The 14,264-nt window shown below is 37.0% G+C and carries 12 protein-coding genes and 1 riboswitch; of the genes, 3 read left to right on the top strand and 9 right to left on the bottom strand.

Going from position 1 to position 14,264, the window contains the following annotated elements:
• Positions 1-152: 152 nt before the first annotated feature.
• The gene (locus ACJ2A9_RS00330; RefSeq protein WP_441419610.1) at positions 153-692 is read left to right on the top strand and encodes a hypothetical protein; all 540 of its coding nucleotides are present in this window, start codon (positions 153-155) and stop codon (positions 690-692) included.
• Positions 693-1,062: 370 nt separating this feature from the next.
• Here ACJ2A9_RS00330 and ACJ2A9_RS00325 read toward each other — a convergent pair whose 3' ends face one another.
• Positions 1,063-2,364: a lysine N(6)-hydroxylase/L-ornithine N(5)-oxygenase family protein gene (locus ACJ2A9_RS00325; RefSeq protein ID WP_441419609.1), complete on the bottom strand. Its 1,302-nt coding sequence runs from the start codon at positions 2,362-2,364 to the stop codon at positions 1,063-1,065.
• Positions 2,365-2,656: 292 nt separating this feature from the next.
• Positions 2,657-2,742: riboswitch (cyclic di-GMP riboswitch) on the top strand.
• A 147-nt stretch (positions 2,743-2,889) separates the two neighbouring features.
• On the opposite strand from ACJ2A9_RS00325, the gene ACJ2A9_RS00320 reads away from it, so the two are divergent.
• Both ACJ2A9_RS00320 and ACJ2A9_RS00315 read left to right on the top strand, forming a co-directional pair.
• Positions 2,890-3,471 (top strand): WxL domain-containing protein, encoded by a 582-nt coding sequence (locus ACJ2A9_RS00320; RefSeq protein ID WP_441419608.1) that lies wholly within the window; start codon positions 2,890-2,892, stop codon positions 3,469-3,471.
• A 67-nt stretch (positions 3,472-3,538) separates the two neighbouring features.
• A complete protein-coding gene (locus ACJ2A9_RS00315; RefSeq protein ID WP_441419607.1) occupies positions 3,539-4,603 on the top strand; it encodes a WxL protein peptidoglycan domain-containing protein in 1,065 nt (354 codons plus the stop codon).
• A 207-nt stretch (positions 4,604-4,810) separates the two neighbouring features.
• Here ACJ2A9_RS00315 and ACJ2A9_RS00310 read toward each other — a convergent pair whose 3' ends face one another.
• From ACJ2A9_RS00310 to ACJ2A9_RS00275, 8 genes are all read right to left on the bottom strand, one after another.
• Positions 4,811-5,638: an XdhC family protein gene (locus tag ACJ2A9_RS00310; RefSeq protein WP_441419606.1), complete on the bottom strand. Its 828-nt coding sequence runs from the start codon at positions 5,636-5,638 to the stop codon at positions 4,811-4,813.
• Between the two features lie 108 nt (positions 5,639-5,746).
• Positions 5,747-6,595, bottom strand: a complete 849-nt coding sequence (locus ACJ2A9_RS00305) for an FAD binding domain-containing protein (protein WP_441419605.1) — start codon at positions 6,593-6,595, stop codon at positions 5,747-5,749.
• Positions 6,589-7,065, bottom strand: a complete 477-nt coding sequence (locus ACJ2A9_RS00300) for a (2Fe-2S)-binding protein (protein ID WP_441419604.1) — start codon at positions 7,063-7,065, stop codon at positions 6,589-6,591. The genes ACJ2A9_RS00305 and ACJ2A9_RS00300 overlap by 7 nt, the downstream gene beginning before the upstream one ends.
• A complete protein-coding gene (locus ACJ2A9_RS00295) occupies positions 7,066-9,210 on the bottom strand; it encodes a xanthine dehydrogenase family protein molybdopterin-binding subunit (protein ID WP_441419603.1) in 2,145 nt (714 codons plus the stop codon). It lies immediately after the preceding gene.
• A gap of 118 nt (positions 9,211-9,328) precedes the next feature.
• Positions 9,329-10,003: a nucleotidyltransferase family protein gene (locus ACJ2A9_RS00290; protein WP_441419602.1), complete on the bottom strand. Its 675-nt coding sequence runs from the start codon at positions 10,001-10,003 to the stop codon at positions 9,329-9,331.
• 198 nt (positions 10,004-10,201) lie between these two features.
• Positions 10,202-11,656, bottom strand: a complete 1,455-nt coding sequence (locus ACJ2A9_RS00285) for an alkaline phosphatase family protein (protein ID WP_441419601.1) — start codon at positions 11,654-11,656, stop codon at positions 10,202-10,204.
• Positions 11,657-12,032: 376 nt separating this feature from the next.
• Positions 12,033-12,983, bottom strand: a complete 951-nt coding sequence (locus ACJ2A9_RS00280; RefSeq protein WP_441419600.1) for an aldolase catalytic domain-containing protein — start codon at positions 12,981-12,983, stop codon at positions 12,033-12,035.
• A gap of 361 nt (positions 12,984-13,344) precedes the next feature.
• Positions 13,345-14,112: a sulfite exporter TauE/SafE family protein gene (locus ACJ2A9_RS00275; protein ID WP_441419599.1), complete on the bottom strand. Its 768-nt coding sequence runs from the start codon at positions 14,110-14,112 to the stop codon at positions 13,345-13,347.
• Positions 14,113-14,264: the final 152 nt, after the last annotated feature.

Here is a 14,264-nt window from a genome sequence, read left to right as displayed (position 1 = left end):
TTTATGGACAAAGGAAACTTTTTAACCATTAAGGCATATGATGCCTTTAAGACAATAAATATAAAAGTTTTAGTAAATTTTTTTGATCAAAATTTTGCCTTAAGGAAAAATAAATTCCTTTAGGCAAAAAAATTAGGAGGATGAATATTAAAATGAAAGTAATAAAAAATGTAAAGTTTTTTCCGTATCTTATTGTTTTAATGCGTGTTCTTTTTGGAACAGGTTGGTTACTGGCAGGAGTAACCAAAATTACAGAAAAATTATGGTTTAAAGAACCAGGTATATTTTTAAATGATTATCTGATAAATTCATTACAAAATTCCAATGTCCCAATCTTTTATAAAACTTTCATAGAGAATATAGCTTTAGAACATGTGCTGATTTTAAACTACGTTATTCCAATTGCACAAATCATACTTGGGATATTTCTTATATCAGGTTTACTTACTATACCTTCTATCCTTGCTTGTATCTTTATGCACATTAACTTTATCCTTTCTGGAAATATGAATGTAATTAGTCTTATTCTTTATACAAATGCATTTTCATTAATTATTTTCAAATCAGATGTATATCACTTAAGTCTTGATAAGTATTTTAATTTAGATACTCTTTTGACCATCAATAGAAACGAAAAAGAAAAAATTATCTCCATGACTTCAAATAAAGAAAAAATTTTTAGTAATTCTTAAGTAGTGAATAGTACTTTAAATTAAAAAGGTCTTATAACATAGTAATAATCCAATAGATTAAACCAACAATATTAACCAATACAAAAACGTATAACAAAATTCTAGTAACCTTCAATTTACATTCCCCTTTACTATTAATTTAAGGTAACAGTAACTATTGACAATTATATTCTAAAGTAACTTTAAATTTTAATCCTTATTTAAAAATTAAATTAAACAGGCTGCCGAGACATTCTCGGCAGCCTGACTATTATTAATAATAAAGATGGTTTTTATATTGCTCTTAAGAATATTAGTTCATGTTTAGCTGAAGTAAACCTTTTCACAAAATCACCTAGAATTGGAGAATTTTACTGTGCAGTAAATAGTTCTAAAATTTATCCGCATCAAAATTTTGAAATACATATTTATCATAGATCGGAAAAATCTCTTTTCCTAATAAATCATTAATGATAATCTTATTTCGATGTACAGCAAGTCCTAAATTTGTTGATCCAACCCCATGAGAATGTGAAATTCCGCTGTGAACATAAATCTGATTTGGGATTTTTAAACGTAAACGATAATCCTTTTCTACTTCATATCTACCTTGTTCATCCCAAAACATGTATTCCCCTAAGTTCTTTTTTATAAATTCCGGAACAATCGGACGGTAGCCTGTACCCACAATGACAACTTCACTTTCGTGGGTAAAATCTTTATTTTGCTGCCACTGTGTGCAGAAAACTTCACATTTTCCATTCTTTTCTTTTATTCCATTAACTTCCGTTAAAACCTGAAGTTTTACATTCATGTCCTCCCCTGAAACGGAATGTTCATATAGTAAATTATAAATATCGGTAATCGTATGTGAACTAATTCCTTTGTATAATAAATCTTGTGATGCAAAAATTTTATCTTTTTGTTCCTGAGGAAACTTATAGAAATAATTCACATAGTCAGGAGAAAATTGCTCAACACTCAGCTTTGACTCTTCCATTGACAAAAAGCTTCTTGACCGAGTAATCCACGTTAATTGGTATTGGTGCTCCATTCTTTCCTTTAATAATTCACGGAATACCTCTGCAGCACTTTGACCGGACCCAATAATTGTGATGGATTTCGCATTTCGACAACTTTCTTTATACTGTAAAAATTTAGAGGTATGAAAAACATTCTTTTCAGAATCAACTTGAAATGATTTTGGTATAACCGGTGTGCTTCCTGTACCCAACACGAGGCTCTTGCATCTATATTCTTTTTCCTCAGATTTTTCAATATCTTCGACTATTACGCTAAAAACTTCTTTATCTTCTATGTACTCAAGTTCAGTTACTCTTTTACCAAAACAACAATTATACAACTTGGCGGCAGCCCATTGGCAATAATCGTTATATTCTCTTCTCGGGATATCTAAACGCTGTAAAAAGTAAAACGGATACATTCGATTTTTTTCGGATAAATAATTTAAAAAGCTATACTGATTCGTTGGATCAGCTAATGTTACTAAATCAGCCATAAATGGAACTTGAAGTCTTGTCCCGACAATTAACATCCCTGGATGCCAATTAAATTGAGGTTTTTGATCAAAGAAGAGTGATTGAACCTCTGAATGATCATCAAGCAATGCTGCAAGACTTAAATTAAAAGGTCCAATTCCAATTCCGATTAAATCATACACTTTTGAATCCATCATACTTTCCTCCCTCAATCATCTTATCTTTTTATTATGATAAGAATAGAGAAAAAGATTCAAAAAAGTGCCTGTTACTTGTTGAATTATCTTTACTAATCATCAACGAGTATAACCTTTAAAGTAGCTTCATCAAATAAAGAGTCCATTTCTTAACTCTATTTTTCTGAATGTTACACTGGAATAATTTGATGTATATCCTTTTTTTGATTTACAGAGTAATATTAGTTTCAGAGAGTGACGGACGACAAAATTCGACATAGATACAGAGAGTCAAAAATCGTTCTCATTTCTTTATTAAAGGCAAACCAGTTTAAAGATTGGGGCGCAAAGTTACAGACCTAAGGTGAATTTCACTATGGTGGCTGGGCCGCTGAAGAATGGAGAATGATACTCACAATACGAGTTGAAATTCAATATTCTTCCGATTCAAATCAAAATTTGTTTTGGAGGGATTTTTTAATGGAGAAAAACAAGTTCTTTTCTATAAATCAATCAAACAATCAATCTGTGGGAGGAAACAAAATGAAAAAAACTTTATTCAAAAAAGTAATTGCTACTACTATGGCGTTCGGTATTGCAGCAACTGCATTCAGCACACAATCATTCGCTTCTACTACATCTACTGTAACAGGTGGAGATTTAACTGGTGGAGGCGTTACATTTGCACCACTTTCTGCAACACTTAACGGTACTCAAATTACAACATCTGCAGACTGGACAATTGCTGACATTACGGATGCTCGTGGAACTGGATCAGGATGGAACGTATCAATGACTTTAGCACAATTCAAAGAATTTGACACTGTAGATAATGTTTATGTAACAAATGGTAAGGCACTTGCTACAAACACTCTAAAAGTAAAAACAGTACCAACTATCGCTCAAAAGGATACAACGTCATCAGAAACTTCAACAATTACGCCTGTTTCTCTAGATACAGCTTTAGATACAGGAAGTACAGTTAAACTTTTATCTGCTCAAATTGATGGTGGTATGGGATCATTTTCGTTCGGTAACTTAGGTGTAGAACTAACAATTCCAGCCAATGCATATGCAAAAACTTACAAAACGGAAGCAACCGTTTCTCTAAACACTGCTCCTTAATAAATGGTTAATTTTTTGAAAGTCCTCCAATACTAAGGAGGACTTTTTTATTTTAGGAGTGGTACGATTGAAAATCCGAGAAATCCATTGGATACTATTATCCATTATGTTTTTATCATTCCCTTCTTTCTTGGTTTATGCAGAAGGAAATGATTTTGAATTTCGGGTAGAGCCGATTTTTCCTGAATCTCAAATTGGGAATCAAGGTTATTACCACTTAAAAGGTAATCCGAATGAGACTGTCACGTTACAAGCAAGAGTGATCAACGACAGTGATAAAGAATTGAACGTAACGATTCGCAGTTTAAATGCTTATAGTGGAAATCAAGGTATTCTATATCAAACAGAACCTATTTTAGAAGGAACAGCAATCACCAATGATGAGTTTCAGTTTACTAAATTTGTGAAAAACCCTAAGGAATTAACACTCAGTCCTTTGGGTTCAGAGGTTGTTGAGTTTTCTGTCAATGTTCCAGACATAAATGGTACGTTACTTGGGAGTATAGAATTCCGAGTTTTTCAGGGCACAGAAGAATTGACTAAGAAGGAAGAAGATTCCCAACTACTAATCGACCAATATAGAGCCGTAAACCTTGGAGTACAAGTGGATATAACAGATTATAAAGAAACACCTTCATTAACCTTTGAAAGTCCACATTACTCTCCTGAACAAATGGCAATTATGGTCCCTATGGGTAACTCACATCCCGTTATCGTGTCAAATATCTCAGGAACATATAAAGTTACAAAAAGTAAAGATGAACCATTTTCCCTTACAGGAGACATGCCATCATTTAAAATGGCTCCCATGACAGCCTTTCATTACCCGATAAGATGGTCAGAAGGAACGTTAGAACCTGATGATTACAACGTAACATTTACTCTTAATGTAAATGGACAAACTCAAACCTATGAGCAGACTGTTTCGATTAGAAATGAGCAAGTCAAAGAGACACAGGAAAAGATGGAAGAACGTGGAGAAGTTGAAATTGCTCCTAAGACATTCCCATGGACAACTGTAATTATTGCTCTACTCCTTGTTATCGTTGTGATCTTACTTTGGATGATGAAGCGATCTAAACCACAAAGAAAAGACCGTAAGTATCCCATTCAAGATCCAAATGATACGTAAGAAAGCCTATCATGATGAGGTTTCTTATTAGACTATTTAATGTTCTGCTACTCGTCTTCTTCCATTTTTTATCAGAAGTTGTTCATATTTTTATTCAACAATAATCAAAGCCGGTGAAATTTTTACTCGTTGTAAAATTTCACCGGCTAATACTATATTATGAAAACTAACTCTCTTATCTATTGTCGTACCTACACAAAATCAATTTCACCCGTCCTCGCCACTCTGAATACTCGAAACGAGAGAATCCTCCCTTGGTTCCACAGCAGTATGCCCTTTCCTGCTCACTTTTATGATTTCCCCTATTATACTGATGGCAATTTCTTCTGTTGTTTCTGCACCTATGTCAATCCCTATTGGCGTATGCACGAAATCGAGTCGTTCCTTGGCTACACCTTCGCTTATTAACTTCTTAAAAATGCGAATCACCTTTCTTTTACTGGCAATCATTCCGAAATAGGCACATGGATAATGGAGTGCTGTTTTTAAGGCAATATCATCACTATCTTTTGTAACAATCATAACATATGATTTTTCATTAAGGCCGGCTTCGATCACTGCTTTGCCAATATCTTCATGAACAAATAAGTTGGAGGCATTAGGAAAACGTTCACTCGTGCAATATCCGGGGCGGTCATCGACGATCTTATAAGGAAATTCCAGAAAATCCGCGACCTTACTTAGTGCATAGGATACATGACCCGCACCGACCATGACGAGCTCAGGTCGTGATTTATAGACCTCAATAAATACACGGATTGTCCCGCCGCAGTTCATTTTTATTCCATCCTTAGCATCTTTATTTAATTTGTATTCGACAATTTTTGATTTTCCCTTTTGGATCGCCTCCACACTTTCTTCTATTACATAATATTCAGCCAGTCCACCGCCGACAGTCCCTTCAATCGTACCATCTAGGTAAACAATCATTTTTCCAACATTACTGGGAGTCGACCCTCTTGATTCGATAATCATCGCAAGTGCAAAGGTTTCATTCCGTCTTGTTAATGACGCTACTTTTTCCATTATGAGCATGATCATTTCCCCCTATTGGAATTACCTTTCGTCCAGCTGCCCTTTCCATCTATGGAGCGAATCATGTAAAGGGTGAATTCACTAAGCTAATAAATTCACCCTCATCCTTTATTTTAAAAAGTATCGCAAAAGATTCAGTGCAACCGTTTTTCGATAGGCTGCTGTTGAGCGCTGATCATCGATCGGTTTAATGATCGAGTCAAAGTCCGCAATGATCTCCTCCATAACCTTTTGATCCAAAGGAAATGATTTTCCAATCAGCTTCTGTTCAATCGCTGAGGAACGTACGATTGTCGGTCCAACCGCTCCAAATGCGAACCTTGCATCCACAATTCGATCTTTTTTTAACCGAAGCGAGCCGGCAAACGATACTTTTGCAATTGCATCAGCATTTCGGTTACCGATTTTTTCAAAAATAATCCGAGAACCTTCATCTAATACATCAGGCAAAATAATCTCCACCAGCAACTCATTCGCTAAACGTTGAACTCTTCTTGGCCCCTGAATAAACTCACTTATATCCACTAGACGCTGTCCATTAACAGAGCGCAGCAAAAGCTGAGCATTATAAACGTATAAAAGCGGTAACGTGTCTCCTGCCGGTGAAGCGTTGCAAATGTTGCCACCCAACGTGCCTCTGTTTCGAATTGCCGGTGCCGCAATCGTTTTGATTGCCCTCTTTAACGTATCAGGTATGAACCGGTTTTCCAGCAGTTCGCTATAGGTGCAGCAGGCCCCAATATGAAGGTCGTGACCTTGAATATAAACCTGCTTAAGTTCATTAAGGTGATCAATAAAAACAACCGGTTTACCAATCCGAGCTGGCAGCCCACGATAATTTTTGTGAAGGACCATCACATCGGTTCCGCCGGCAATGATCATACAGTCTTCGTTATTTAACTGTGTTAACGTCTGATCTAAACGCTCAAAGCGAAAGGATGTTGTTTTATCTACCATAGGCCTTCACCTTTTTTTGCAGCGAGCTTAAGGGCATCAACGATCATATTGTAGCCCGTACAACGGCAAAGATTGCCGGAGATTCCTTCCCGTATCTCAATTTCTGAAGCCTGTGGATGCTTTGACAAAAGTTCCGCACTTGCCATGATCATGCCTGGTGTGCAGAAGCCGCATTGCACTCCTCCCGCCTCAGAGTAGCACTCATTTAATATTTCATATTGTTTTGTATTACTGAAGCCTTCAATTGTTAGGACATCAGCATCTTCAATCGAGCCAATTGGGATCAGGCAGCTGTTTTGGACAAGGTCATTAACGAGAACACTGCAAGCTCCGCATTCTCCGTCCCCACAGCCTTCCTTTGTACCAATTAAATCAAACTCATCTCTTATTACATCTAGTAATCTTACAGTTGGATCTGCAGCGGTTTCTACTATTCTTCCATTGAGTCTAAATCTAATCAAAAGCTTCACCTACTCTCTCGTAAGACTTTCGATAATGATTTCTGGGGTCACCGGAATTTGGTGAAAGGTTATTTGAAGGGCATCCTCAATGGCTCCTTGCAGTGCCGGAGCACCACCGATTAACGTTAGTTCACCTGCACCCTTTGCCCCGTAAGGACCACCTGCATAAGGATTATCAAAAAGCTGACTTTCAATCGTTACAACATCCATTGCCGTCGGAGGACCATAGTCAGTGATGCTTCTTTGCTGAATTCTGCCTGATTTTGAAGTCATTTTTTCCATATACCCATAGGCAATCCCTTGAGCCAAGCCGCCATCAATCTGTCCTTTGATAATTCGTTCATCGATTGCTTTCCCGATATCATAGCTTCCGTACACTCTTTCTAATTTCACATTTCCCGTTAGGATATCCACTTCCACTTCAATCAGATTGACTCCCCATGAATATGCAGGATAGGCATCACCTGAAAATTTCTCCTCATCCCAAGGAATCATTTCTTGATGAACATAATGTTCAACGACCTCTTGTGCCACTCCTAATTGCCACTGTGCTTTCAGTTTACTAGCTGCGCGCTGGAGTAATTTTCCGACAATCATCGTCGACCTTGAAGCCACAGTTGGCCCGGAATCTGGAACCACTTTCGTATCAGGATAAAGAAACAAAATGTCTTCATAGTGCATGTCTAATTCTTTAGCTACAATTTTACACATCGTTGTGATCAGGCCTTGACCGATATCCCCGTTTGAGATTTTTATCGAAACTACATCGTCCGCCGATTTTGTTAATTTTACCGTTGCCTTAATATGATCTCTTTCACCACTGCCAGTAAAACCACAGCCATGCAGGAATAGCGAGGTGCCGATCCCTTTTTTATACCGCGCATTCTGTTGATTAAACCGCTGAAGTTCTTCTTTTTTCTTTTTGTAGTCCACTGTAGTTAGTAGCTTTTCGATCATATCCTCCATTAAAATCGTGTCTCTGAATCGGCCTTTGGTAATGGTTGGATCTCCTTGCTTCACTAAATATTTTCGTTTATATTCGAGCGGATCGATGTTGGCGTGATTACTGATATGCGCCATATGACTTTCAATACCGGCAAAGCTTTGCGGAGCACCGAAGCCTCTGAAGGCGCCGTTTGGAACGGTGTTTGTTTTTAGCACATAGCCTTTTGCATGAAAATGCGGGATTTTATACACACCAGCGCTGTTGAGCAAGGCACGCTGCAAAACGACCGAACTTAATCCTGCATTCGCTCCCCCATCAAGGAAGAGTTCAACATTCATACTTAATATATTTCCACTTTCGTCGAGCGCCGTTTTATATTTGAATTTTGCTGGATGCCTTTTTGTTGTGACGACCATATCCTCATGTCGATCAAACAAGAGCAAAACTGGCTTTTTGATCACTTTGGCAGCAACCGCCACGTGACAAGCCATCATCGAAGGAAATTCCTCCTTGCCGCCAAAACCACCACCGGTCGGGCTTTGAATGACTCGCACATCATCCTCTCCGCATGCCAACGCACTCATCAATGCATCTTTAATATAATAAGGACATTGCATCGAACCTTGAACGAGGATTTCATCTTCTTTATAGATACCCAGCATGCCTTGAGGTTCTAAATAGACATGCTCTTGATAACCGGTTTCGTATTCTTCTTCTACTACTCGGTAAGCCTTCCTCTCGATCGCAGAAATAACCTCCAAACGTTCACCAAATTCATATGTTGCCATGACGCCGGTGGTTGACTTTTGTTGAATGGCTTCCTCAAGTGTATAAATAGCTTGATGTTCTTCAAATTCCACTTTAATTTCATTTAACAATCGATAGAGCACATCTAACTTTTCGCCGACAAGCATCAGAATCGGCTCACCAATATAATTGACCCACTCATTCGCAAAAATAGGCTGATCTTCAGCGATAATCTTGACAAAATTCGGTCCAGGAATTTGCTCCGCACCAATAACCGAATAGCCATCTAGTAAGTCTGGTAACGTAATCGACAACACTTTCCCATAAGGAATCGGCGAACGGTACATCACCCCATACACCATATTTTCCAACTTTACGTCACTGATATAGGGCAGCTGTCCCGATACTTTGCCATCATGATCCTTTTTCTTAACAGAGGAGCTTATGTCTTTAGGAATCATATCAACAACACCCCTTCAACCGACTTTAGAGGAGAGCTAGCTTAAAGGCTCCTCTTCTATCGATTTTTTCTATTAGTACTTATTTTTTATGTTTCATTTTTCTCTATTATTCTTATATCTAGTGTTTTCTCCCGAAATACTCGACCGCTCTTCGATAATCTTCCGGTGTATCAACATCCATAACCACCCCCGGGTCTTCTACATTAAGATAGGTCTTTTCATGTGGATGGAGGATCGCACGCAAATTACATTCGACTTTGGCTTCGAGGATACGGTTCTTCATTTCCTTTGTTACTTTAATTGGATGCCCTCCTTTATAGCTATAACTCGGAATCACCACGTTCCCTTTTTCAGCGGCTAAAAGCTGAATCGTTTCCTTCTTGACAAGTGGAACATCTCCGGGTGTTATAAAAAAACTGTCGGCATTCACCTCACGACAGCCTGTTTGAATCGAGCTGAACATCCCTTGATCGAAGCTTTCATTAAAGACATATTTCAGCTCAAAAGAATAGGCACTTTTCTCAATCATATCCGTGACTGCCGCTTGAATGATTTCCACTTTAAATCCACCAACAATAATCACCTTTTGACAGATCCCTTCAAATTTAGAGACCGTATGTTCCAGTACTGTCTTTTGACCTAATGGTAAAGACATTTTAAAAGCGTTTGCTCTACTCGAGTAACCTGCAGCAAGAATGATTGCTTCCATTGGCTCAGTTCTACCGTTCATCGTTATTGCTTCACTCCCCTGCTGGATAAAAACATCCACATTAAAACTATCTACTATGACCATTGGGCAACACAACACCCGTAATAGAAATGTATTCAAAAAAATTTGCAGGATTCATAGTTGGTTGGAATTCCACTGTCATTTTTAATATGTAATCTATTTCAAATTAGAACGTCCACATTGCAGTAATACGTTGTTTAGTGCAACCATTCCGATTTTTACCATTTAATTGATAATTAAATTTTAACTCCCTCTCTTTCCTTAGTCAGTAATCAGCTTTACAATCCAAGATTTCAAGTCAACAATACGCTCGTACTTAGGGAATAGGTCCGTTCCAGCTACGATCATTGGGACTAACGATTCTTGTTTATGCAAGGATCCGTGTGCGGCACCGCCGACATGAATGGGAGAAGCTTTAGTTTTAAACTCGTATCCCGGTTTTGCGGTAATCACGATATAATTCCCTTTATGAGACTTTAAACTGCTAGAAAGCCGTGCTAATGCATCAGGAAAGTCGCCATAATAAATTTTGTTATCGGTAAGTGTAATGTCTAATAGACCTTTATCTCCTGCAATTGTCCATGTTTGCTCGTACTCATCTGTATATACCCCACCTTTCCAAAAGGAAAATGCTCCATCCTTTTCTCCTGAAACAACATGAAATTGGTCGCGATTCTCCCACGCTATAATATCAATTCGCTTATCCTGCCTTAATTGATCAATAACCCGATCCTTAACTACATGATTACCAATACAATATACAAACGCTGTACGTTGATTAACAGCGAGTACAATTTGCTTCTTCCTTTGTGGTGAAATATTTTTTTTACTTATCTTATATCCTTTCAAAACCTTTCGTAAGTCAATAACATAATGATCCCGATTATTCCCCATAGAAGCTTGTCCGTTATCAGACATAACAATCCAAGTACACTCTTCTATTGCTTCATCCCAGCTTTTGAATTGATTGAAAAGTTTCTGCAACTGGCGGTCAATTTTTCTAATTCCGGTTAAATCCATTGGACCTTTTACATGGACACGTAAATCAAGATCTTGAATAACGCAGAATGTAAAAGCCGGAAGCTTTCGTTTTTTTATTAAAAATTTCAACTCTTGAAAAGTCGATTTATAGTTCCATGAAAATGGTTGCCGCGGAAATGTAAATGGGCTAAACTTTGAAAAAGCTCCAAGTGACCAATATATTGGTGCTTGAATTGGCAGATTTCCATGAAAACCTGTTAGTACACGTAAGCTTCTTGGCAACTTGACATCATGAGTATACAACCCACGGTAGACAAACGCATTAATCGAAGCACTTTCAAATCCTCTTTCTGTAAGTTCTTCATGAATGGTTTTAACTTCATTACTTAAATGAACGTTATTTAACTCGTAATACATATCTTTTACAAATTGGGAAAAACCCGTTTCAATAATTTCTTTTATCCCTGTTCCGTAATTTACAACTCGATTTTCATCTTGATGGTACCAAATCAATGCTGGTAAATGATGTTTATTAGAGTAAGTACCGGTTAGCAAAGTACTTGCAATTGTCACCGACATTGTTGGAAAAGAACTCACTAGCTGAGGATAATACCTTCCTCTCTCCATTAAAAATTGAAGGGCAGGCGCATATCCGGTTTGCACCGCTTCTTCTAGTGGAGTACTCATTAACGTATCAAGGATTAATAAAATAACAGGCTTTTTAGGTTTTGTCATCGCAATTCATCCCTTATAGTAGTCACTATTTACTAAAAAATCTTCCTTTAAAAAGGGGCTAGCAAATAGGACACAGCGTGTTTTCTATGATATTTAGGTTTTTTAACCTCATTAAAATAATCTTTGCAAATTCATTAAGATTATACTTATGGTAACGAAGCCTAGATATGATGATCCCCTTCATCACGTGAAACCTCTGTAAGTAATTCAACATCCCTTACTGTAAACGTCCGTTCAAACGTAATAATATCTCCTACTTTATAATGACACATCAATTTCTCCTTTCTTTTAGCTATAAATAAAAAGGGCTTGTAAAAAGTCATTTCTGACTTTTCACAAGCTCTTTTTTCTACAGGTCTATCATCTATTATTTGACTCAGGACTGTGGCTCAGGTGAGGTAACCTTATCATAAAAATCAACAAAATTGTTTCGTTCCTCACTTGCACGGTAAGCCATTGCGACACGTGGATGCTCATTTAATGTACCCGAGATCATATAAGGAATAATATAGCCCCACTCCCATTTTTGGCGCATCTCTACCATATGCTTTTCAATAACACCTAGAACAGGCTTTAACTCATAGCTTGGTTTTTTAATATGCGAAACAAGAAGCTCTGTATTACAATTACCAGCCGCACGCCCCATTCCATAAACAGAAGAATCAGCGAATGTAACGCCATTTCGAATGGCTGTTAATGTGTTGGCAAATGCTAGCTGCATGTTGTTATGCGTATGAATTCCAAGTTGTTTATTCGGGATCATTTCTTTGAACTTTTTCACTTGATGTTCAATGTCAGCAGGATCCAGGCTTCCAAACGAATCTACAATATATACAACATCAACTGAGCTTTCTTTCACCATTTCAAACGCTTCAATAAGCTGGTACTCAGGTACACTTGATAAAGCCATAATGTTAAGTGTTGTTTCATAGCCAAGATCATGAAATAGTTCAACAAGCTCTAATCCTTTATCTACCTCACGTATGTAACATGCCACCCGAATCATATCTAATACACTTTGTTCGCGAGGTAATATGTCATCTGGATCAACTCGTCCAATATCCACTAATGCAGAAAGCTTTGTAAACTTTTTCTCAGGAATAATTTCTTTAAGGAAGTTATCGTCAAGATATCTCCATGGGTTAGGTTCTGTCGCATTAAGAAGTTTAGGAGAATTTTTATAACCAATCTCCATATATTCAACACCAGCAGCACTAAGTCCATCATACAAATCTTGAACAAACTCTACACTGAAATCCCAATTATTAATTAACCCTCCATCACGAATGGTGCAGTCTAAAATATTAACATTTTGTCCCTTACTCATAACGAACCCGGTTACTAAAATCTTTAAAAATAAAAAGCCATCACTGAACCAAGCAAAATGGTATAAAGTGAGAATCTCTCCCCACTATTGCTCAGCCTATCGACTAGATTTTAGCACCAGCTCCACCTCCTTTTTTTACAATTATGTATTAATGAATACAATAACATTTATTTCCCATTAGTTCCACACTATAATTCAACACAATTCATTTTATTTCTATTTTTCCAAATTTTTTATCCATTTTTTCTTAATAGAAGGTATTTTACCACATATACTAAAATATCGGTACGTGAAATATTAATCAGTGTAGGTATTTTCCTAGCTAGAGACACCCTTCCATCACTGTGCTGAAACGAATGTTTTAAAGAAGTTTGTATATATCCATTATTACAGTAATGATAATTGTTAGTAAGATGACATTCATTCCATAGCGTAATACACGATCAGGAAAATATTTTATTAAGGTAGGTCCTATAAAGCCTCCTACCATTCCACCAATAGCTATAATTATAGCCACTTGCCAGTCCATCATGTTTATAAATGTTCTTCCCAGAATTCCAAAAAAGGCAATAACCGCTCCAACAAATGTTGTCGTCCCGATTGTCTCCCGAATTGAAAAACCTAACACATAGACCATATACGGCATAAAAAGAACCATACCACCTATTCCAATAATGCCAGTAATTAACCCTAAGAAAAAGATTATGCCTACACCTATCGAAAAAAATAACTTCTTAGGAACACGTCTCTCTCCTTCTTTTATTGGAATGAAATTAAAAATGAAAGACAAAATAGCAATGCCCCCAAATAAAATTAGAATAAATAAGTGGTCGATCATCGTTGAAATGTAACTCCCAGAAATAAATGAGCCAACAGCACCACTACCAGCAAGTAAAAGAGCATACCGATACGGTATTAAGTTAGCATTATGATATCGTATCGAAGCAGCTGTAGTAGAAAAAAAAGTTAAAGCAAGCGTAGCTGATGTGATCGTATGTATTGAAAAATAAGTGCCTTTAAAGAAAGGATAAACATATAAAAGTAAAGGAGCCATCATCATGGAACTGCCTGCCCCAAGAATACTTGCAATGAGTCCACAAAACACTCCAAAGGCTACTAATATAAGCATTACGAAATACTCCTTTATTCTGAATATTTGATTCAAGTATTAGTTAATAATATCATAGCTATATTAAAAATTGGTTAACCGATCATTAATCAGTTAACCAATCCATTCTATCTATAATATATAGGCCTAAATTTTGTTACAACAGACTTAGG

This window comes from Anaerobacillus sp. MEB173, assembly GCF_052119505.1.
Classification (GTDB): Bacteria; Bacillota; Bacilli; order Bacillales; family JBJMAU01; genus JBJMAU01.
The sequence above is the reverse complement of the archived record's forward strand: the minus strand, read 5'-3'. Positions and strand labels throughout refer to the sequence as shown.